This is a genomic window from Pseudomonas poae (assembly GCA_028869255.1).
Lineage (GTDB): Bacteria > Pseudomonadota > Gammaproteobacteria > Pseudomonadales > Pseudomonadaceae > Aquipseudomonas > Aquipseudomonas poae_C.
In genome coordinates this window covers 6,087,415-6,107,746 of record CP110972.1, presented here as the reverse complement: position 1 = coordinate 6,107,746, position 20,332 = coordinate 6,087,415, and the positions used below count along the sequence as shown (strand labels likewise).

Below are 20,332 nucleotides of genomic sequence, written 5' to 3'. Positions count from 1 at the left end.
GGGAGCTGGCTTGCCTGCTCCCACAGTAGATTCAGGGCCGTGGCGCGTAGGCGAACACGTCGGCGCGCATCTGGTGCGCGTCCATGCCAGCGTCCACCAGTGCATCCAGGGTGCCGTAGATCATCGCCGGTGAGCCGCTGGCGTAGACGTGCACCGTCTTGAGGTCGGCGATGTCTTCGCACACGGCTTCATGGAGCAACCCGCAACGCCCTTCCCAGCCGCACAGATCGCTGACCACTTTGTGCAGGAACAGGTTGGGCAATTGCAGCCATTGGTCCCAGTGTTCGATGTCGTAGAAGTCTTCCGGGCGACGCACGCCCCAGTACAGATGCACCGGGTGCTTGAAGCCGGTCGCACGGCAGTGTTCGATCAGGCTGTGCATCTGCGCCATACCAGTGCCGGCGGCGATCAACACCAGCGGGCCGTCCGGCAGCTCGGCCAGGTGGGTGTCGCCGAACGGCAGTTCCACACGCGCCATCTGGTTGCGCTGCAGTTGCTCCAGCAGGCTGCGCGCACTGTCCTCGCGGGCCAGCACATGCAATTCCAGCTCGCGCCCGGCGTGGGGTGCCGAGGCCAGGGAAAATGCGGACTTCTCGCCGTTTTCCCGTTCGATCATCAGGTATTGCCCGGCGTGGTAGCGCACCGCCTTGCCGGCCGGAGCCCGCAGGCGTACGCGCCACACATCGCCACCGACTTCCACGCATTCACTCAATTGGCACGACAACTTGCGCAACGGCAACTCTCCCGGCGCCAGCACGCCATCCCACAACACAATGCAATCTTCCAGCGGCTCGGCGATGCAGGTGTAGAACTCACCGTGGTCGCGCACCTCACCGGCCTGCTGCACCCGGCCTTCCACCAGCAATGCAGCACACACATGGCACACGCCATTGCGACATGCCTGAGGGCACTCGTAGCCCAGGCGGCGTGCGCCTTCGAGGATTCGCTCGCCAGGGACCAGCTCCAATACGGCGCCGGAAGGTTGCAGGGTTACACGCATCAATCTATTCCCAATTCTTTCCAGATCGCATCGACACGCGCCGTCACGGCTTCATCCTTGACGATCACCCGGCCCCACTCGCGGGTGGTTTCACCCGGCCATTTGTGGGTGGCATCCAGGCCCATTTTTGAGCCCAGCCCCGACACCGGCGAGGCGAAGTCGAGGTAGTCGATCGGCGTGTTGTCGATCATCACCGTGTCGCGCTTGGGGTCCATGCGCGTGGTGATGGCCCAGATCACGTCGTTCCAGTCCCGAGCATTGATGTCGTCGTCGGTGACGATAACGAACTTGGTGTACATGAACTGTCGCAAAAACGACCACACACCGAGCATTACCCGCTTGGCATGGCCGGGATACGACTTCTTCATGGTCACAATGGCCATGCGGTACGAGCAGCCTTCGGGCGGCAGGTAGAAGTCGGTGATTTCCGGGAACTGCTTTTGCAGGATCGGTACGAACACTTCGTTCAGCGCCACCCCGAGAATCGCCGGCTCATCGGGCGGGCGGCCGGTGTAGGTGCTGTGGTAAATCGGCTTGATCCGGTGGGTGATGCGCTCGACGGTGAACACCGGGAAGCTGTCGACTTCGTTGTAATAGCCGGTGTGGTCGCCGTAAGGGCCTTCATCGGCCATTTCGCCGGGATGAATCACGCCTTCGAGGATGATTTCGGCGGTGGCCGGCACTTGCAGGTCGTTGCCGCGGCACTTCACCAACTCGGTACGGTTGCCACGCAACAGGCCGGCGAAGGCGTATTCGGACAGGCTGTCCGGCACGGGGGTGACGGCGCCGAGGATGGTCGCCGGGTCGGCGCCGAGGGCCACAGAAACCGGGAATGGCTGGCCGGGGTGCTTTTCGCACCACTCACGGAAGTCCAGTGCGCCGCCACGGTGGCTCAGCCAACGCATGATCACCTTGTTGCGGCCGATCACTTGCTGGCGGTAGATACCGAGGTTCTGGCGGTCCTTGTTCGGGCCTTTGGTGACGGTCAGGCCCCAGGTGATCAGCGGGCCAACGTCGCCGGGCCAGCAGGTTTGCACCGGGAGCATGGCGAGGTCGACGTCATCACCTTCGATGACCACCTCCTGACACACCGCGTCCTTGACCACCTTGGGCGCCATGGCAATGATCTTGCGGAAGATCGGCAGCTTCGACCAGGCATCCTTCAAGCCCTTGGGCGGCTCGGGCTCCTTGAGGAAGGCCAGCAGCTTGCCGATCTCGCGCAGCTCGCTGACCGACTCGGCGCCCATGCCAAACGCTACGCGCTCGGGGGTGCCGAACAGGTTGCCGAGCACCGGGATGTCAAAGCCCGTCGGTTTCTCGAACAGCAACGCCGGGCCCTTGTTGCGCAGGGTACGGTCGCAAATCTCAGTCATTTCCAGCACCGGGGAAATCGGCATCTGGATACGTTTCAACTCTCCGCGCTGCTCAAGTTGCTGCACGAAATCCCGAAGATCCTTGAATTTCATTAACCATGCCACCCGTAAAATAGGCGTACATCCTACCTGCTCTGAACGCGGCTGGCAGCCTTATCGCGGCGCAATTGCGCGCCAGGTGTCGTTAAAAATTGCGCGCAAAAAAAATGGCGCCCCGCAGGGCGCCATTCTTTCGGACCGCAAACGTCGTATTACTTACGTTTCATCGACAAGAAGAACTCGTCGTTGGTCTTGGTGGTTTTCAGCTTGTCGATCAGGAACTCGATGGCGGCAACTTCGTCCATCGGGTGCAGCAGCTTGCGCAGAATCCACATGCGCTGCAGTTCGTCGTCGGCGGTCAGCAACTCTTCGCGGCGAGTGCCGGAACGGTTGATGTTGATCGCCGGGAACACGCGTTTTTCCGCGATACGACGGTCCAGGGGCAGTTCCATGTTGCCGGTACCCTTGAACTCTTCGTAGATCACTTCATCCATCTTCGAGCCGGTTTCAACCAGCGCGGTGGCGATGATGGTCAGCGAGCCGCCTTCTTCGATGTTCCGCGCAGCACCGAAGAAACGCTTCGGTTTCTCCAGGGCGTGGGCATCGACACCACCGGTGAGTACCTTGCCGGAGCTTGGGATCACGGTGTTGTAGGCACGGGCCAGACGGGTGATGGAGTCGAGCAGGATCACCACGTCCTTTTTGTGTTCGACCAGGCGCTTGGCCTTCTCGATCACCATTTCGGCAACCTGCACGTGGCGGGTTGGCGGCTCATCGAACGTGGAGGCAACCACTTCGCCGCGCACGGTGCGCTGCATTTCGGTTACTTCTTCCGGACGCTCATCGATCAGCAGCACGATCAGGTGAACTTCAGGATTGTTACGCGCAATGTTCGCTGCAATGTTCTGCAGCATGATGGTCTTACCGGCTTTCGGCGGTGCGACGATCAGGCCACGTTGGCCTTTACCGATAGGTGCGCACAGGTCGATCACACGACCGGTCAAGTCTTCGGTGGAACCGTTACCGGCTTCCATCTTCATGCGCACGGTCGGGAACAGCGGCGTCAAGTTCTCGAAGAGAATCTTGTTTTTCGCGTTCTCCGGGCGATCGAAGTTGATCGTGTCGACCTTGAGCAGGGCGAAATAACGCTCGCCTTCCTTCGGAGGGCGGATCTTGCCAACGATGGTGTCACCGGTGCGCAAGTTGAAGCGACGGATCTGGCTCGGCGAGACGTAGATATCGTCTGGGCCGGCGAGATAGGAAGCGTCTGCAGAGCGGAGGAAGCCGAAGCCGTCCTGGAGAATCTCCAGCACGCCATCACCGGAGATTTCCTCGCCGCTTTTCGCGTGCTTTTTGAGCAGGGAGAAAATCACGTCCTGCTTGCGCGAACGGGCCATATTTTCTATGCCCATTTCTTCGGCCAATTGGAGCAGGTCGGTAATCGGCTTTTGCTTGAGTTCAGTCAGATTCATATAGGAATGACGTAATCATTTATGGAGGGGGAAATTAAGCTTTTGGCTTAATGAGGCCGCGCCGCAGAGAAGGCGACAGGATCGCGTACTAATCGAAAAGGAATGCGTCGGCGACGGCTTGCAGGGGGCAGTGGAGAAACCAGTGCGGGGCCGAATGTACCACCTGAGTTTCGGAGCGTCTAGCCCTGTTTCACGAAAAAGCCCCGCAATTTGCGGGGCTTTTTTGACGACGCTTAGATGTTCGCGTCGAGGAATGCAGCCAGCTGCGACTTCGACAACGCACCCACTTTGGTGGCTGCGACTTCGCCGTTCTTGAACAGCATCAGCGTAGGGATACCACGCACGCCATGCTTGGCCGGGGTTTCCTGGTTCTCGTCGATGTTCAGCTTGGCAATGGTCAGCTTGCCTGCATAGGTGCCGGCAATTTCGTCCAGGACCGGGGCGATCATTTTGCAAGGACCACACCACTCGGCCCAGTAATCAACCAGGACAGGGCCGGAAGCCTTGAGTACATCAGCGTCGAAGCTAGCGTCGCTAACGTGTTTGATAAGATCGCTGCTCATGGAAGTCTCCAGGTTTGTAAGCAAAAAAAACGTGGCCCATCATAGCCGCCCTTCCCCCGTTCAGGAAGCCGCCTATGATTGAGTCTTCCTATGATGGCCCATGACTTTGGGTATTGCTCAACTCAGGGCGTTACGGGAGTCACAAAGGCAATGCCGGTGCGCAACGCCGCATTGCGCACGTGTTCCTGCATGGTTTTCTGCGCCGCCGCGCTGGCGCGACGGGCCAGGGCGCGCAGAATTTTGCGGTGTTCCTGCCAGGTTTCCATGGCCCGTTCCGGCCGGATGAACGGTAGTTTCTGGCTCTCCAGGAACACCTCGGCGCTGGCACTCAGGATGCTCACCATCGCCTGATTACCGCTGGCCAACAGAATACGTTGATGAAATTCGAAATCCAGCCGGGCAGCCGCTTCGAAGTCACCGGCCTTGAGCACTTTGCGCATCGCCTCAACGTTGTCTTCCAGGCGGTCCAGCTCATCGATAGTCAAGGTGACGGCCGCCAAACCTGCCGCAAACCCTTCAAGGGCGTAGCGCAACTGGAAGATATCCAACGGCGTGGCCTGGGCTGCGAAGGGCCAGGCAAACCCCGGCGCCTCATCGACCGCCTGCACGAACACGCCTTTACCCGGCTGCACACTGACCACACCCAGAGCACTCAAGGACGATAACGCCTCGCGCAGCGACGCCCGGCTCACGCCCAACTGCACCGCCAGGTCGCGCTGGGACGGCAGTGCATCGCCCGCTGCGAAACCCTGTTCCTTGATCAGTTTGCGGATGGCCTGCAGGGCCGCTTCCGGTACGGCTTGGGCGATGGAATTCATAAAAAACTCAAGGTTCCAGTCAACTGAGCGGCTAGTTGTAAAGCTATTCGCAGCTGGCGGCAAGCCACGCCCCAAAGGGGCTCGCCGGGTTTTACCGACGCTCGAAAAGGGTGCGAAAAACCCAACCACTGTTCAGACCAGTAAGACCACCGCACCTCAACAAATCCCAGCGTTGCAGAGGTTCCTGGCGATGCTGGCATGGGCTGTGCACTGAGCAAACTCAGAAAATTCCTTCGCCCTTCTCGGAGAGTTGCCATGACCAAGCGCTACAGCGCCCTGCTCACTGCCCTGTTTGCCAGCCTGATGCTGAGCCAGGCACCCGCCCAGGCCAACGGTCTGGACGATATCGTCGCCCGTGGCACCCTCAAGGTCGCGGTGCCCCAGGACTTCCCGCCGTTCGGCTCGGTCGGCCCCGACATGAAGCCACGCGGCCTGGACATCGACACCGCGAAGCTGCTGGCCGACCAGCTCAAGGTCAAGCTGGAGCTGACCCCGGTCAACAGCACCAACCGTATCCCGTTCCTTACCACCGGCAAGGTCGACCTGGTGATCTCCAGCCTGGGCAAGAACCCCGAACGCGAGAAAGTCATCGATTTCTCCAAGGCCTACGCACCGTTCTACCTGGCCGTGTTCGGCCCGCCTGACGCGGCCATCAGCACCACCGACGACCTCAAGGGCAAGACCATCAGCGTGACCCGTGGCGCCATCGAAGACATTGAGCTGACTGCGGTAGCGCCCAAGGAAGCCACGATCAAGCGCTTTGAAGACAACAACTCGACCATCGCCGCCTACCTGGCCGGCCAGGTCGACTTGATTGCCAGCGGCAACGTGGTGATGGTCGCGATCAGCGAGCGCAACCCGAAACGCGTACCGGCCCTGAAAGTGAAACTCAAGGATTCGCCGGTGTATGTGGGCGTGAACAAGAACGAACCGGCGTTGCTGGAGAAGGTTAACCAGATCCTCGTCGCGGCCAAGGCCGATGGCAGCCTGGAAAAGAACGCGATGCAGTGGCTCAAAGAACCACTGCCTGCCGACCTCTGAAGCGGAGCTGATTGATGGCCTATCAATTCGACTTTGTGCCGGTGCTGGCCAATACCGACCTGCTGTTGCGCGGCGCGTTGTTCACCCTTGAGCTGACAGCCATCGGCGCGATCCTGGGGGTCGCCCTGGGCACCGTCGGCGCCGTGGTACGGGCGTGGAAGATCCAGCCGTTTGCGTGGTGCTTCGGGGTGTATGTCGAGTTGATCCGCAACACGCCGTTCCTGGTGCAGCTGTTCTTCATCTTCTTCGGTCTGCCGTCCCTGGGGCTGAAAATCACCGAGTGGCAAGCCGCCGTGCTGGCGATGGTGATCAACCTGGGGGCTTACTCCACCGAGATCATCCGCGCTGGCATCCAGGCCATCCCGCGTGGCCAGTTGGAGGCCGCAGCCGCGCTGGCGATGACGCGTTTCGAGGCGTTCCGCCATGTGGTGCTGCTGCCGGCGCTGGGCAAGGTTTGGCCGGCACTGAGCAGCCAGATCATCATCGTGATGCTCGGCTCGGCGGTGTGCTCGCAGATCGCCACCGAAGAACTGAGCTTTGCCGCCAACTTTATCCAGTCGCGCAATTTCCGTGCGTTTGAAACCTACGCACTCACCACCTTGGTGTACTTGTGCATGGCGCTGATGATTCGTCAGTTGCTCAACTGGATTGGCCGCCGGTTTGTGATGAGGAACAGCCGATGAGTGATTTTTCGTTCTGGGACATCGTGCGCAACCTGCTCACTGGCCTGCAATGGACGCTGTTGCTGTCGCTGGTGGCGTTCGTCGGCGGCGGCCTGATCGGCTTGCTGGTGATGACGATGCGCATCAGCCGCAAGGCCTTTGCGCGCAATGTCGCCCGCACCTATATCGAACTGTTCCAGGGTACGCCGCTGTTAATGCAGCTATTCCTGGTGTTTTTCGGCATCGCCCTGCTGGGGGTGGATATTTCGCCCTGGCTGGCGGCGGCGATAGCCCTGACCCTGTTTACCAGTGCCTACCTGGCCGAGATCTGGCGCGGCTGCGTCGATTCCATCGCCCACGGGCAATGGGAAGCCTCGGCCAGCCTGGCGCTCAACCCGCTTGAACAACTGCGCTACGTGATCCTGCCCCAAGCCCTGCGGATTGCCGTGGCACCTACCGTGGGTTTCTCGGTGCAGGTGGTCAAAGGCACCGCCGTGACCTCGATTATCGGCTTCACCGAACTGACCAAGACCGGCGGCATGCTCGCCAACGCCACCTTCGAACCCTTTATGGTCTACGGCCTGGTGGCCCTCGGTTATTTCCTGCTCTGCTACCCCTTGTCCCTCAGTGCGCGCTATCTGGAAAGGAGACTGCATGCCTCTGCTTAGAATTTCCGCCCTGCATAAGTATTACGGCGATCACCATGTACTCAAGGGCATCGACCTGACGGTGGAAGAAGGCCAGGTGGTGGCCATCGTCGGCCGCAGCGGATCGGGCAAATCCACCTTGTTGCGAACCCTCAATGGCCTGGAATCGATCAACGACGGCGTGATCGAAGTCGATGGCGAATACCTCGACGCCGCTCGCGCCGACCTGCGCAGCCTGCGGCAGAAAGTCGGCATGGTGTTCCAGCAGTTCAACCTGTTCCCGCACCTGACGGTGGGCGAAAACGTGATGCTCGCCCCGCAAGTGGTGCAAAAAGTGCCCAAGGCCAAGGCGGCCCAGTTGGCGAAGCAGATGCTGGAGCGCGTCGGGCTGGGCGAGAAATTCGATGCCTTCCCCGATCGACTGTCCGGCGGCCAGCAACAGCGGGTTGCCATTGCCCGCGCCCTGGCCATGTCGCCCAAGGTACTGCTCTGCGATGAAATCACCTCGGCCCTGGACCCGGAACTGGTCAACGAGGTGCTCAGCGTGGTGCGTCAATTGGCCAAGGACGGCATGACCCTGATCATGGTGACCCACGAAATGCGCTTTGCCCGGGAAGTCGGCGACAAGCTGGTGTTCATGCACCAGGGCAAGGTGCATGAGGTGGGCGACCCCAAGGAGCTGTTCGCCAACCCCCGGACGCCCGAGTTCGCCAACTTCATTGGCTCGGTGGAACAGCCGGGCTGATCAGTTCGAAACTGCCCTGCCCCTCCAGGTGCGTCTCGCTGCGCACGTTCAGGGCGTCAGCGGGCAGTTCGGTGTCTATATCGACCTGGGCGCTCAGGCGTCGGCCTGTCAGCGGCACCCCTGCGGCTCGCGCCACCAGAATCTGGCCGGGCAGCAACAGCCCGCTGGCGGACTCGCCGGGTAAATGCGTGGCCGCCCAGCTGACCGCACGGCCATCCACCTGGGCGTGCTTGAGGCTCAAGCGAAAACGCCCTTGGTGTCCAAAGCGGAACCCCTGCTCGTCGGCGGCAACCCCGATAAAACGCAGCGCCATTGCAGCGGGCTCGGCGCAGACAATGCTCAGGGTCAACGTGCGGGTACCGAGGGTCATTTGGGTGCCTTGCATCAGCACATCCCTGCGCATGGCGCCATAGTCGATGCGCGGCTGGTTCAGCGACAACCGACAGTTGTCAGCCCGTGCCTGGGGCGCTGCCAGCAGCGTGCCGAGCAATGCCAGAGACAGGATTTTATGCTTGGCGGCCATGGCACACCGCCGACGTGGTTTCATAGAACTTGTCATTGTCAGCCTTGGGCTCGAGGTTGATGCGCAACTGGCAGGTCGATGAGTTCGGCAATGAAACCCGCAAACTTTGCGAGTCATCGACGTCGTTCAGGAAAATCATGCCCTCACCCGCCACGCTGGTCAGGAAGCGATTGTCTTTGCCGAAGACCGCGGCGCCCTGAGGCAGTGGCCGGCCCTGCTCATCATGGGCGGTGAGCAACACGCGGCGCACTTTCACCACACCGAACTCCACGGTAGTGAAGGAACCACGGCCCGCAGCAAGCACCTGGGTGCCGTTTTTCAGGTCGACGCGCCTGGGCAGGGACTTGGTCTGCACTTCGACGCGGCTGTTGGTGTAGGCCGGCAAGCTTGCGATCACCGCTTGCCCGGTGAAGTCGGTCCACACCGGGCCTTGCGGGGTCTCGACCTTTGCAGAGCCGATATCCCCCACCGACACGATGCCGAACGTGTCCTGCACGGGATAAGGCGTGAAGGTCACCCCCTCCTTCGTGAGCCACTACGCCGCCTTGCAACTGCCCGTTATAGCTGTTGCCCAGCGGGTCACGACTGACCCCCAGGCCGACCCGGGCATAACGTGGCAGCAGGTCCACCTGCGCACGAACGGATTGCTCGCGGGCCCTGAGGTCGCGTTCGAACCCGACTTCGTAGTTCACATAGTCGTTGACCCGTTCGCTGAGCGCCGTACCGGCAGTGAACTGGTCGCCACGGCGGCTGCTGTAGCTGTTCAGCCGTCGATCAACGCCCAGAGGCACGCTGACCTGCAGCCGCACGGACAGCTCATTATCCACCGGCCTGTCGCGCCGGTTGCCACCTGGGGTGGCGCCGGGGACCGTGCGGGTGCCGCCCACCTGGGAATCCGCGATCAACGCTACGTCGGCGTGGCTGAATGACTTGTTCCATGAGGCAAACACGTGTTCCGACGTTTGCCGGTCAAATTGCGAACTGCGGGTATAGCCCACGGAGAAGACCCCCAGCGAAGGATCAGCCCAGCTCATGCCTGCCGTGTACTGATTTTTGAACCGTGAACTCAGCACATCGCCCTTGAAAGACCGGCCTGCTTCAATGACCTCGCGATACCCCTGTGTCTGGGTGGTCGCGCTGACGTTGACGTCGATGGTGGCGGACACCGGGCTGCTCACCGACACACTGCTGCGCGCCCCGGACACGGCGTTTTTACTGTCCCGAGACAAGTTATGACGCGCGCTCACGGCAACCCGCTGGAAAAACATGCTGCTCAGGGTGCCGCCCGCCGCGCCATATTCATTGGTGCTCAACAAGCCGAAGCCCGCCGACGAATCGCGCCCCAGCCCCCAGGTGCCGCTACCCATGGCAACCGGCGATGACGGGATGTCTTCACCCGCACTTGCGCGCAACCTGCCCACCGAAAAATAGTAACCGGGTGCCGTCGGAACAGCCCCCGCGAAGGAAGCTGCCGGCACCACAAAACTGCGCCTGGCGCCCCGTACATCAATCACGCTGACTTCAAGGTCACTGGTCCCATTGAGCAATGGCAAACCCGTCAGCCGAAAAGGCCCTTCGGGCACCAGCGTGCTGTGGATCAATACGCCGGACTGACGAACCTCAATCCGCGACTGGCTCTGGGCCAGGCCCTCGACCACCGCGTTGTTGCTGCTCGCCGGTGCGCGTGATTGGCCATCGGGGGAAAACTGCACACCGGACAACTGGATGCCGCCAAACAACGGGTTGTTACTGGAAATCTGGCCGACCTGGAACGTCGAACGCAACGCGGCAAGATCCCGCTGGGCGTAGGCGTAGAGGTGCTCGGTGCGCGCCTTACCGTTGTCGGACACATAGAACTGGCGACTGCGCACAATCCAGTCTTCAAGGTTAAAGCCCGCCTCGGTGTAGGCCGACACAAATCGACTCGGCCCACTGCGCGAGCGGCTGTCGAACCCCAGCACGTCGTAGTTGAACAACGCCGCTGTCCCGCCCCTGGAAAAATTTGCGGCGGCCCATTCGGGCTCACGCAAGGATTGGGTCGGCACCACCAGCGCCACCTCGTCCGTGCCGGGATGCAACCTGACCATGGTTGTCGGGAATGCCCCGAGGAAGTCGTGGCAGGACTGATCCGGCGTGGCACCTTCACGGATGAGCCCGCGGGGTTCGACCAACCCGGCTTTCTCCAACAACCCAGGGGTGAAACACAATCGGCCGTCTTGGTCGAAGCGTGCGTCCACCAGCCCAAGCGGGTTGCCGTTGACCCGCAGCCCCACCACCTGCACGCCTTCGCGAAAGCGAGCTGCGCTACGAAAGTAGTCGGAGACCTTGGGGTCTATCCCGTGAGCGGTCAGCGCTGCGAGGTCGAAACCCTCGCCAAGCTCCAGCGCAGATGCCAAGCCGGGCATACCCCATAGCGTCGCGAAGCCAATCAGCAGCGTGGGCCTGCAGAGCCGCAAAGATGCCACAACGGTGTCAGTCGAAGGGGTTGTCATGAACCGATCAACCCTCATTGGGACTGATTGGCGTGCGGTAGTTGTCTGCCGAGAACCCATAGACCGTAGCCGGTTCAATCTCGACCTCAGCAACCCCGGCCAACGGACTATCGACCTTCAGCGCCAGCACCTCACCCGGCAAGATGTAACTACGCGGCAACGTGGCCAGGATGCCTTGGGGTAGCAATCGCACATCCGGCGCCAGGCGCACAACGTAGGCACTGTCGTTATGGACCGTGAGACGCTCCCCGCCCGCTTCCACTGCAGCAACTCCCACGGAGTGTGATGCCGAGGCAAGCCTTGCGGGTGCAGGATCAGCGGTAAATTCTGTCGAAGCGTGATCCCGATGGTCGCGCCACCTTCAGGGCGCGCCTGGGGAATCCCCTCGAAGGACACACGCTTGAGCCGTTGAGTCTTGAGCGGCGCCTTCAAAGTGCTGATGAAACGCACCAACTGCGTGTCGCCCGCCTCCACACGCATGATGGGCGGTGTGACAATCAGTAGCGGCTCCAGGTCCTCGGGTACGTTCTCGACAACCGAATGAAGCAACGCGGGCTGCGCATCCGTATTTTTGATGTTTATCGTGGCTTCGCCGTCTTCTTCATAAAGCACCACCACGGTGGTTTCTGGCTGCATGCCATCGGCGACGGCCGCAGCGGTAAAAAACACACAAACAGTCGCGCTCCATAACAACGCACTACTTATTATTGAAAAACCACGCACGCGATATTCCCCGCAACCCGTTAAGTTGGCTATTGACAACCAAGCGCCCACAGAAAACAGCCAATTAAGAAACGTTGGTTTCTTGATCAGCTGTTTTCGGTTGTTTTAGATGTAACTCAATACGAGCGTGGCGCGCCCATCAAGAGAGATATCGCGGCTCAGGTCCAGATCCGCCGCCCGGTTAATCACCGCCCTCACCGCAAGTGTGCCGGTAAACTGACTAATAAGGGCGGGGGTAAGCACCGTGCCATCGCGCCAGGAATACTGGCTTGGCGTTTGAGCGACTCGGCCATCGCTGGACTGCCAGGCCCCGGTACCCGTACGCACAATGGGGTTAAGTGTGACACCGGAAGCCCGCAGGTCCCTGAGCGTGACCGAATAGCCACCGGTTCGCCGGGTGCCCACAGCCCCCAGACCAAAGTTCTGCGCTTCAGTAAAACCGGCGCCCAGGATACCTGTGACCTTGCTGCCCGCTTGCAGGTCGGTGAAGGTGATCCCGAACCGGGCGGGTGTCGTGCCGCAATTGACGATCAGGGAAGTGGTTCGCTCTTCACGCGGGGTGAATGCCGTCTGGGACAATTCGTTGGAGCGAATCGTGCCGTAATCGATAATGCCGCTGCCAGCCAGGCTGAGGTTACAGGCTGCCGGGGTAATCGTGCCCCTGACCACCAATTGGGCACTGGTGTTTGCATGGGCACTTACCGCCGCAGCCAGGCACGCGATACCGAGGGTCAAGCCAACAATTTTTTTCATATTTGTCCTGTCACTAAAAAGTCATCAGGCGTTTTTTATATGTGTCTTGGCGATTCCGTCGCCCTGCTCTTTATCTTCCGGGACATACATAACAATAAATAAATAACACCCAGGCAGAATTGCCGGGTGACAGTCTGGCGCTTTGACAGGTCATTAAAGAATCAGACAACACACAATTGATTGTGGGAGCCGTTAAAATAAGCAGTCGCTATAACTCCATAACAATATAGTCATGACTAAGATAATGAACAGACAATTGCTCACTTACTGTAGGAAACTATCCTGGCTTTATTACTACAATACATAGTTAAACGCCCTACTGCAGCGAGGGCCTTATTCCCTAGACCTTACAAAACAGCCCTACATTTCCCACAAGAATTCCCCACAGACAGCCTCCGGGAAATTACTGAAGCACAACGCGTTGGCGTCAGCGGTCGATCGTGGCACGATGGTCGGGTTATCGACCGAGACCCCCAAACCATGCCGCAATCCCAAGCCAAGAATCTGTCCCTGATCGCCGCCATCGACCTGGGCTCCAACAGCTTTCACATGGTCGTGGCCAAGGCCCAGAACGGCGAAATCCGTATCCTCGAACGGCTCGGCGAAAAAGTGCAACTGGCTGCCGGGATCGACGACGAGCGCCAGCTCAATGAAGAATCAATGCAGCGCGGCCTCGATTGCCTCAAGCGCTTTGCCCAACTGATCAACGGCATGCCCCTGGGCGCCGTGCGAATTGTCGGCACCAACGCCCTGCGTGAAGCACGTAACCGTGGCGAATTCATCCGCCGTGCCGAGGAAATTCTCGGGCACCCGGTAGAAGTCATCTCCGGCCGCGAAGAAGCACGCCTGATTTACCTGGGGGTGTCCCACACCCTGGCAGACACCCCCGGCAAGCGCCTGGTGGCGGACATTGGCGGGGGCAGTACCGAATTCATCATCGGCCAAAGATTCGAGCCACTGTTGCGCGAGAGCCTGCAGATGGGCTGCGTCAGCTTCACCCAACGCTATTTCAAGGACGGCAAGATCACCCCGGCACGCTACGCCCAGGCCTACACGGCGGCGCGGCTGGAGATCATGAGCATCGAACACGCCCTGCATCGCCTGACCTGGGATGAAGCCATCGGCTCATCGGGCACCATCCGCGCCATCGGCCTGGCGCTGAAAGCCGGCGGGCATGGCACCGGAGAGGTCAACGCCGAGGGCCTGGCGTGGCTCAAGCGCAAGTTGTTCAAGCTGGGCGATGTCGAGAAAATCGACTTCGACGGTATCAAACCTGACCGCCGTGCCATCTTCCCGGCCGGCTTGGCGATTCTCGAGGCGATCTTCGACGCCCTCGAACTGCAACGCATGGACCACTGCGACGGCGCCCTGCGCGAAGGTGTGCTGTATGACCTGCTGGGTCGCCATCACCACGAAGACGTGCGTGAGCGCACCCTCACTTCGCTGATGGAGCGCTACCACGTTGACCTGGAACAGGCGGCACGTGTGGAGCGCAAAGCCCTGCACGCTTTCGACCAGGTCGCCGAAGACTGGGACCTGGAAGACGGTGTATGGCGCGAACTGTTGGGCTGGGCGGCCAAGGTGCATGAAGTGGGCCTGGATATCGCCCACTACCATTACCACAAGCACGGCGCCTACCTGATCGAGCACTCGGACCTCGCCGGCTTCTCCCGCGAAGACCAACAGATGCTCGCCCTGCTGGTGCGCGGCCATCGCCGTAACATCCCCAGGGACAAGTTCGCCGAATTCGGCGACGAAGGCATCAAGCTGATTCGCCTGTGCGTGCTGCTGCGTTTTGCGATCCTGTTCCACCACATCCGTGGCACCCAGGAAATGCCCCAGGTGACCCTGCGCGCCAACGGCGACAGCCTGGACGTGGTGTTCCCCAAAGGCTGGCTGGATGAAAACCAGCTGACCCAGGCGGACTTCGCCCAGGAAGCGGAATGGCTGACGCGGGTGGGGTTCAGCCTGAACCTGCGCTAAAGAACACTGCAAAACCAATGTGGGAGCGGGCTTGCTCGCGAAGGCGGTGGGTCAGTCGATGAATCTGTTGACTGACACTCCGCCTTCGCGAGCAAGCCCGCTCCCACATTAGCCCGCGTGTACCTTGATTAATTCACTGTCAGAATCGGGCTACCCAACTTCTCCAGCAACGTCGCCTGCGCACTGCGCGGGTTCTGGTTACCGGTTGGCGTGTTGCGCACGTAGCGGCCGTCCGACTGCAGGCTCCAGCTGTGGGTGTTGTCGGTGAGGTAGCTTTCCAGCTCCTTCTTGACCCGCATGATCAGCTTCTTGCCTTCCACCGGGAAACAGGTCTCCACACGTTTGTCGAGGTTGCGCTCCATCCAGTCGGCACTGGAGAGGAACATCTGCTCTTCGCCGCCGTTGAGGAAGTAGAACACCCGCGTGTGCTCCAGGAAGCGTCCGATGATCGAGCGCACATGGATGTTATGCGACACGCCGACAATACCCGGACGCAGGCAGCACATGCCGCGCACCACCAGGTCGATACGCACACCGGACTGGCTGGCCTTGTACAGCGCACGGATGATCTTCGGATCGGTCAGCGAGTTGAACTTGGCGATGATGTGCGCCGGTTTGCCATCGAGGGCGAACTGGGTCTCGCGGGCAATCATGTCGAGCATGCCCTTTTTGAGCGTGAACGGCGCGTGCAGCAGCTTCTTCATGCGCAAGGTCTTGCCCATGCCGATCAACTGGCTGAATAACTTGCCGACGTCTTCGCACAAGGCGTCGTCGGAGGTCAGCAGGCTGTAGTCGGTGTAGAGCTTGGCGTTGCCGGCGTGGTAGTTGCCGGTGCCCAAGTGGGCGTAACGCACGATCTCACCGGCTTCACGGCGCAGGATCAGCATCATCTTGGCGTGGGTCTTGAAGCCGACCACGCCATAGATCACCACCGCACCGGCCGCTTGCAGGCGGCTGGCCAGTTGCAGGTTGGACTCTTCGTCGAAGCGCGCACGCAATTCAATCACCGCGGTGACCTCCTTGCCGTTACGCGCAGCGTCTACCAGGGCATCGACGATTTCCGAGTTGGCGCCGGAGCGGTACAGGGTTTGGCGCACGGCCAATACGTGCGGGTCCTTGGCGGCCTGGCGCAACAGGTCGACCACCGGGGTGAAGGACTCGAACGGGTGCAGCAGCAGGATGTCCTGCTTGCTGATCACGCTGAAAATATTCTCGCTGTTTTGCAGCAGTTTCGGGATCTGCGGGGTGAACGGCTTGTATTGCAGCTCCGGATGGCTGTCCAGGCCGGTAATGCTGAACAGGCGCGTCAGGTTCACCGGGCCGTTGACCTGGTACAACTCGGTCTCGCCCAGGTTGAACTGCTTGAGCAGGTAGTCCGACAGGTGTTTGGGGCAGGTGTCCGCCACTTCCAGGCGCACCGCGTCACCGTAGCGCCGCGAGAACAGCTCGCCACGCAGAGCACGGGCCAAGTCTTCGACGTCTTCGGAGTCCAGCGCCAGGTCGGCGTTACGGGTCAGGCGGAACTGGTAGCAGCCCTTGACCTTCATGCCCTGGAACAGGTCATCGGCGTGCGCGTGGATCATCGACGACAGGAATACATAGTTGTCGCCAGGCCCGCCCACCTCTTCCGGGACCTTGATGATGCGTGGCAACAGACGCGGTGCCGGGATGATCGCCAGGCCCGAATCGCGACCGAAGGCATCGATACCTTCCAGCTCGACGATAAAGTTGAGGCTCTTGTTCACCAGCAACGGGAACGGGTGCGTCGGGTCGAGGCCGATCGGGGTGATGATCGGCGCGATTTCGTCGCGGAAATAGCGGCGCACCCAGGTTTTGATCTTGGTGGTCCACTGACGGCGACGAATGAAGCGGACCTGATGTTTCTCCAGCTCCGGCAGCAGGATGTCGTTGAGGATCGCGTATTGGCGGTCCACGTGGCCGTGTACCAGTTCGCTGATGCGCGCCAGCGCCTGATGCGGCTGCAGGCCGTCGGCGCCGGCTTGCTCACGGGCGAAGGTGATTTGCTTTTTGAGGCCGGCAACGCGGATCTCAAAGAACTCGTCCAGGTTGCTGGAGAAAATCAGCAGGAATTTCAGCCGCTCCAGCAGCGGGTAGGACTCATCCAGCGCCTGTTCCAGCACGCGGATGTTGAATTGCAGTTGTGACAGCTCGCGGTGGATGTACAGGCTGCTGTCATCCAGGTTGGTCACGGCAGCTACCGGGGCCGGCGCGGGCGCCTCGACCACTGCGGCAGCCGGCGCTGGTTCCAGCTCCGGCGGGGTCTCGGTGACTTGTTCCACCACTGGGTGAGCGTCTTTTACGGCAACTTCTGAGAGTCCTTCGGTATTCATCGAGTGTTCCTGTGAGGGCTATTGTTGCTCTCTAAGCAATTGGGCGGCGCGGACGGCGAAGTAGGTCAGAATGCCATCGGCGCCGGCACGTTTAAAGGCGGTCAGGGATTCGAGGATTACCCCTTCACTCAACCAGCCATTCTGTATTGCAGCCATGTGCATGGCGTATTCGCCACTGACCTGATAGACAAAGGTCGGCACTTTGAATTCGTCTTTGACCCGGTACAGGATGTCGAGGTACGGCATCCCGGGCTTGACCATCACCATGTCGGCGCCTTCGGCCAGGTCAGCCGCCACTTCGTGCAGGGCTTCGTGGCTGTTGGCCGGGTCCATCTGGTACGAAGCCTTGTTGGCCTTGCCCAGGTTCAGCGCCGAGCCCACCGCATCGCGGAACGGGCCGTAGTAGGCGCTGGCGTATTTGGCCGAGTAGGCCATGATCCGCACATTGACGTGGCCGGCCAGCTCCAGGGCTTCACGAATCGCCTGGATGCGACCGTCCATCATGTCCGACGGCGCAACCACCTGGGCGCCTGCTGCCGCGTGGGACAACGCCTGTTTGACCAGCGCATCGACGGTAATGTCGTTCTGAACATAGCCTTCTTCGTCAAGAATGCCATCCTGCCCGTGGGTGGTGAACGGGTCCAACGCCACGTCGGTGATCACCCCCAGCTCCGGGAAACGCTCGCGCAACGCACGCGTGGCACGCTGGGCGATCCCTTGCGGGTTCCAGGCTTGCGCAGCGTCGAGGGACTTGAGTTCAGGCGGCGTGACCGGAAACAACGCCAGCGCCGGAATCCCCAGCGCGACCCAATGAGCGGCTTCTTCAAGCAGCAGATCAATGGTCAAGCGCTCCACACCCGGCATCGACGCCACCGCTTCCCGACGGTTTTCACCGTCGAGTACAAACACCGGCAGAATCAAATCATTGGTCGTCAGCACGTTTTCACGGACCAGACGGCGAGAAAAATCATCACGACGATTGCGACGCAGACGGGTGGCGGGGAACAGGCGATTGGCAGGGGTAAAGCTCACGACAGACTCCTGAGCCCGCGTTTACGGGCGAGTGTTGCAGTTATAAGCGGCCATTATGACGAAGGAATGACAGTTGTGCTTATCGACGCGACCTGTAGTCGCATTCGTCGTTTATGTAGGAATTGTTCACTTCGTGACACATCTCGATACTTTCATGAATGTTCACGAAGGCGTAGGCTGCGCGTTCATTTCGCCAGCACCCAGACCATGCTTCAACAATTTCTGCATGACTTCGGCTACTTTGCCCTCTTCCTAGGCACGTTCTTCGAAGGCGAAACCATCCTGGTTCTCGCAGGCTTCCTGGCGTTCCGTGGATACATGGATATCAACCTGGTGGTGGTCGTTGCCTTTTGTGGCAGCTACGCCGGCGACCAGCTGTGGTACTTCCTGGGGCGCAAGCACGGCCGCAAACTGTTGGCGCGCAAACCGCGCTGGCAATTGATGGGCGACAAAGCCCTGGAACATATCCGCAAGCATCCGGATATCTGGGTGCTGAGCTTCCGCTTTGTCTACGGATTGCGCACGGTGATGCCGGTGGCGATTGGCTTGTCGGGCTACCCGCCAGTGCGCTACCTGATCCTCAACGGGATCGGCGCCGCGGTCTGGGCGGCAGCGCTGGGCGCAGCGGCGTATCACTTCGGCGCGGTGCTGGAAGGCATGCTGGGCAGCGTCAAGAAGTACGAGCTGTGGGTGTTGGGCGCGTTGTTGCTGCTGGGCTTTGGCCTGTGGCTGCGCCGCCGGTTCAAGAACGCCCGTATCGCCCGCCAGGCGTGCGCCGATGCCAAGGCCCGGCTCGCCGCCGAGCCGGCCCCGGTCGAAACGCCTAAGACACCAGTCGAGTAAGCCGGCTTCTACAGCAGTAGAGGCCAATTCCGCTGAGCAGGCTGTAACACACCAGGCCCAGCCAGCCCAAACTGCTGGCCGGCCACAGCCCGACCAGCGGTGCCAGCCATACCAACGGCAGATTCAGCGCCAGGCGCAGCAGCTCCGCTTTAAAGGCCCATGGGCGATTCTCCAGGGCTACGCCCAACGTAAACAGCCCCAACGCCATCGCACTCCAGCCCAGGACCCGTGCCGCCGTAGGCAAACCCTCGCCGAAATTCATCAAATAACTGCCAAACCCCACGTACGCCGCAAATTGCAGGGCGATATACACCTGCTGCCGCGCGTCCAGCGGCACCTCGAATTTGCGGAACTGGCTTAAATCCGGTTTGGCCAGCGGGTACTTGGCCTGCACGTCCGCCGGGCGCCAGCCGGTGCGCATGAACCAGATGCGCAGCTTGTCCCACCAGCGCTCGGTGCGGCGCGCATCACTCCATAACTGCGCATAAAACTGCAGGTTGGCCCACAACGGGTTCCAACTGGCCAGGGGCGTGGTCACGCCGAAGATCACCGGTTCGTTATCGTCTTCTTCCTGAAAGCTGCCGAACAAGCGGTCCCAAATAATGAACACCCCGCCGTAGTTGCGATCCATGTAGAGAGCGTTCTGTGCATGGTGGGCCCGATGATTGGACGGCGTGACGAAGAACCATTCGAACCAGCCCAGCTTGGGCACATGCCGGGTGTGCACCCAGAACTGGTACAGCAGGTTGAGCGAGGCCACACTGATAAACACCACCAGCGGCACGCCAAGCACGGCCAGGGGCAAGTAGAAGATCCAGCTCAACAGAAAGCCAGTGCTGGTCTGGCGCAGGGCGGTGGTGAGGTTGTAATCCTCGCTCTGGTGGTGCACCGAGTGCGCGGCCCACAGGATGTTGCGTTCATGGCCGCAGCGATGCAGCCAGTAGTAGCAGAAGTCGTAGAAGACGAAGGCGAACACCCAGGTCCAGACGCTGTTGGCAGGCAGCTCGATCACAGCCAGGTGCTTGAGGGCGAATGCATAGGTCAGCAGCCCCACGCCCTTGGTCAGCAGGCCCGTGGTGGTAGACAGCACACCGGTGCTGAGGCTGTTGATGGCATCCGCCACACGATAATTGCGCTCGCCGCGCCAGCGGTCGGCCAGCAGCTCCACCACGATCAAGGCAATGAAAAACGGTACCGCGTAAGGCACGAAGTCCATGGGCTAGTCCGAACTATTTTTGTTACATCAAGATTAGGTGCAGCGACGCGAGATCC

At 60.6% G+C, this 20,332-nt stretch carries 17 protein-coding genes and 2 pseudogenes; 7 read left to right on the top strand and 12 right to left on the bottom strand.

What is annotated here, in order from left to right; translation table 11 throughout:
* Positions 1-31: 31 nt before the first annotated feature.
* The 5 genes from LRS56_27680 to LRS56_27660 all read right to left on the bottom strand — a co-directional run bounded on the left by LRS56_27680 (position 32) and on the right by LRS56_27660 (position 5,265).
* Positions 32-1,000 (bottom strand): CDP-6-deoxy-delta-3,4-glucoseen reductase, encoded by a 969-nt coding sequence (locus LRS56_27680; protein WDU62470.1) that lies wholly within the window; start codon positions 998-1,000, stop codon positions 32-34.
* Entirely contained in the window at positions 1,000-2,466 is a 1,467-nt protein-coding gene (ubiD, locus tag LRS56_27675; protein ID WDU62469.1) for a 4-hydroxy-3-polyprenylbenzoate decarboxylase, read from the bottom strand. The genes LRS56_27680 and ubiD overlap by 1 nt, the downstream gene beginning before the upstream one ends.
* Positions 2,467-2,624: 158 nt before the next feature.
* A complete protein-coding gene (rho, locus tag LRS56_27670; GenBank protein WDU62468.1) occupies positions 2,625-3,884 on the bottom strand; it encodes a transcription termination factor Rho in 1,260 nt (419 codons plus the stop codon).
* 233 nt (positions 3,885-4,117) lie between these two features.
* On the bottom strand, positions 4,118-4,447 hold the full coding sequence (gene trxA / locus LRS56_27665; GenBank protein ID WDU62467.1) for a thioredoxin TrxA: 330 nt from the start codon (positions 4,445-4,447) through the stop codon (positions 4,118-4,120).
* Between the two features lie 122 nt (positions 4,448-4,569).
* Positions 4,570-5,265, bottom strand: a complete 696-nt coding sequence (locus LRS56_27660; GenBank protein ID WDU62466.1) for an FCD domain-containing protein — start codon at positions 5,263-5,265, stop codon at positions 4,570-4,572.
* 255 nt (positions 5,266-5,520) lie between these two features.
* Between LRS56_27660 and LRS56_27655 the strand changes: the two genes are divergently transcribed.
* From LRS56_27655 to LRS56_27640, 4 genes are read left to right on the top strand one after another with little or no spacing between them, the layout of a single operon-like run.
* Positions 5,521-6,306 (top strand): transporter substrate-binding domain-containing protein, encoded by a 786-nt coding sequence (locus LRS56_27655; protein ID WDU62465.1) that lies wholly within the window; start codon positions 5,521-5,523, stop codon positions 6,304-6,306.
* Between the two features lie 14 nt (positions 6,307-6,320).
* Entirely contained in the window at positions 6,321-6,989 is a 669-nt protein-coding gene (locus LRS56_27650; protein ID WDU62464.1) for an amino acid ABC transporter permease, read from the top strand.
* The gene (locus tag LRS56_27645) at positions 6,986-7,636 is read left to right on the top strand and encodes an amino acid ABC transporter permease (GenBank protein WDU62463.1); all 651 of its coding nucleotides are present in this window, start codon (positions 6,986-6,988) and stop codon (positions 7,634-7,636) included. The genes LRS56_27650 and LRS56_27645 overlap by 4 nt, the downstream gene beginning before the upstream one ends.
* Positions 7,623-8,360 (top strand): amino acid ABC transporter ATP-binding protein, encoded by a 738-nt coding sequence (locus tag LRS56_27640; protein WDU62462.1) that lies wholly within the window; start codon positions 7,623-7,625, stop codon positions 8,358-8,360. The genes LRS56_27645 and LRS56_27640 overlap by 14 nt, the downstream gene beginning before the upstream one ends.
* Here the strand turns inward: LRS56_27640 and LRS56_27635 are convergent.
* The 3 genes and pseudogenes from LRS56_27635 to LRS56_27625 form a co-directional block, all read right to left on the bottom strand.
* Positions 8,332-8,883 carry a hypothetical protein gene (locus LRS56_27635; protein WDU62461.1) on the bottom strand — a complete coding sequence of 184 codons (552 nt, stop codon included), beginning with the start codon at positions 8,881-8,883 and terminating at the stop codon, positions 8,332-8,334. The genes LRS56_27640 and LRS56_27635 overlap by 29 nt on opposite strands.
* Positions 8,867-11,288, bottom strand: a pseudogene (locus tag LRS56_27630) (fimbria/pilus outer membrane usher protein). The gene LRS56_27635 and the pseudogene LRS56_27630 overlap by 17 nt, the downstream one beginning before the upstream one ends.
* A gap of 94 nt (positions 11,289-11,382) precedes the next feature.
* A pseudogene (locus LRS56_27625) lies at positions 11,383-11,987 on the bottom strand (fimbria/pilus chaperone family protein).
* On the opposite strand from LRS56_27625, the gene LRS56_27620 reads away from it, so the two are divergent.
* Complete coding sequence (locus LRS56_27620) at positions 11,916-12,065, top strand: hypothetical protein (protein ID WDU65841.1); 150 nt, start codon at positions 11,916-11,918, stop codon at positions 12,063-12,065. The pseudogene LRS56_27625 and the gene LRS56_27620 overlap by 72 nt on opposite strands.
* Before the next feature lie 138 nt (positions 12,066-12,203).
* Here the strand turns inward: LRS56_27620 and LRS56_27615 are convergent, their stop codons facing one another.
* Positions 12,204-12,851, bottom strand: coding sequence for a DUF1120 domain-containing protein (locus LRS56_27615; GenBank protein WDU62460.1), 648 nt, complete (start codon positions 12,849-12,851; stop codon positions 12,204-12,206).
* Between the two features lie 480 nt (positions 12,852-13,331).
* On the opposite strand from LRS56_27615, the gene ppx reads away from it, so the two are divergent.
* Positions 13,332-14,834: an exopolyphosphatase gene (gene ppx, locus LRS56_27610; GenBank protein WDU62459.1), complete on the top strand. Its 1,503-nt coding sequence runs from the start codon at positions 13,332-13,334 to the stop codon at positions 14,832-14,834.
* 128 nt (positions 14,835-14,962) lie between these two features.
* On the opposite strand, the gene ppk1 is transcribed toward ppx, so the two are convergent.
* On the bottom strand, positions 14,963-17,185 hold the full coding sequence (gene ppk1, locus LRS56_27605) for a polyphosphate kinase 1 (protein ID WDU62458.1): 2,223 nt from the start codon (positions 17,183-17,185) through the stop codon (positions 14,963-14,965).
* Positions 17,186-17,203: 18 nt separating this feature from the next.
* Positions 17,204-18,217 (bottom strand): porphobilinogen synthase, encoded by a 1,014-nt coding sequence (gene hemB, locus LRS56_27600; GenBank protein ID WDU62457.1) that lies wholly within the window; start codon positions 18,215-18,217, stop codon positions 17,204-17,206.
* Positions 18,218-18,424: 207 nt separating this feature from the next.
* Between hemB and LRS56_27595 the strand changes: the two genes are divergently transcribed.
* The gene (locus LRS56_27595; GenBank protein WDU62456.1) at positions 18,425-19,060 is read left to right on the top strand and encodes a DedA family protein; all 636 of its coding nucleotides are present in this window, start codon (positions 18,425-18,427) and stop codon (positions 19,058-19,060) included.
* Here LRS56_27595 and LRS56_27590 read toward each other — a convergent pair.
* A complete protein-coding gene (locus LRS56_27590) occupies positions 19,041-20,276 on the bottom strand; it encodes a sterol desaturase family protein (GenBank protein WDU62455.1) in 1,236 nt (411 codons plus the stop codon). The two genes, LRS56_27595 and LRS56_27590, sit on opposite strands and share 20 nt — an antisense overlap.
* Positions 20,277-20,332: the final 56 nt, after the last annotated feature.

What these genes read in the sequence shown, in the direction of transcription:
- LRS56_27620 (WDU65841.1), top strand. Translation starts at nt 11,916, where the DNA reads ATGAAGCAACGCGGGCTGCGCATCCGTATTTTTGATGTTTATCGTGGC.
- trxA (WDU62467.1), bottom strand. Translation starts at nt 4,447, where the DNA reads ATGAGCAGCGATCTTATCAAACACGTTAGCGACGCTAGCTTCGACGCT.
- LRS56_27650 (WDU62464.1), top strand. Translation starts at nt 6,321, where the DNA reads ATGGCCTATCAATTCGACTTTGTGCCGGTGCTGGCCAATACCGACCTG.
- rho (WDU62468.1), bottom strand. Translation starts at nt 3,884, where the DNA reads ATGAATCTGACTGAACTCAAGCAAAAGCCGATTACCGACCTGCTCCAA.
- LRS56_27640 (WDU62462.1), top strand. Translation starts at nt 7,623, where the DNA reads ATGCCTCTGCTTAGAATTTCCGCCCTGCATAAGTATTACGGCGATCAC.
- LRS56_27660 (WDU62466.1), bottom strand. Translation starts at nt 5,265, where the DNA reads ATGAATTCCATCGCCCAAGCCGTACCGGAAGCGGCCCTGCAGGCCATC.
- ppx (WDU62459.1), top strand. Translation starts at nt 13,332, where the DNA reads ATGCCGCAATCCCAAGCCAAGAATCTGTCCCTGATCGCCGCCATCGAC.
- LRS56_27590 (WDU62455.1), bottom strand. Translation starts at nt 20,276, where the DNA reads ATGGACTTCGTGCCTTACGCGGTACCGTTTTTCATTGCCTTGATCGTG.
- LRS56_27615 (WDU62460.1), bottom strand. Translation starts at nt 12,851, where the DNA reads ATGAAAAAAATTGTTGGCTTGACCCTCGGTATCGCGTGCCTGGCTGCG.
- LRS56_27680 (WDU62470.1), bottom strand. Translation starts at nt 1,000, where the DNA reads ATGCGTGTAACCCTGCAACCTTCCGGCGCCGTATTGGAGCTGGTCCCT.
- LRS56_27655 (WDU62465.1), top strand. Translation starts at nt 5,521, where the DNA reads ATGACCAAGCGCTACAGCGCCCTGCTCACTGCCCTGTTTGCCAGCCTG.
- LRS56_27595 (WDU62456.1), top strand. Translation starts at nt 18,425, where the DNA reads ATGCTTCAACAATTTCTGCATGACTTCGGCTACTTTGCCCTCTTCCTA.
- LRS56_27645 (WDU62463.1), top strand. Translation starts at nt 6,986, where the DNA reads ATGAGTGATTTTTCGTTCTGGGACATCGTGCGCAACCTGCTCACTGGC.
- LRS56_27635 (WDU62461.1), bottom strand. Translation starts at nt 8,883, where the DNA reads ATGGCCGCCAAGCATAAAATCCTGTCTCTGGCATTGCTCGGCACGCTG.
- ubiD (WDU62469.1), bottom strand. Translation starts at nt 2,466, where the DNA reads ATGAAATTCAAGGATCTTCGGGATTTCGTGCAGCAACTTGAGCAGCGC.
- ppk1 (WDU62458.1), bottom strand. Translation starts at nt 17,185, where the DNA reads ATGAATACCGAAGGACTCTCAGAAGTTGCCGTAAAAGACGCTCACCCA.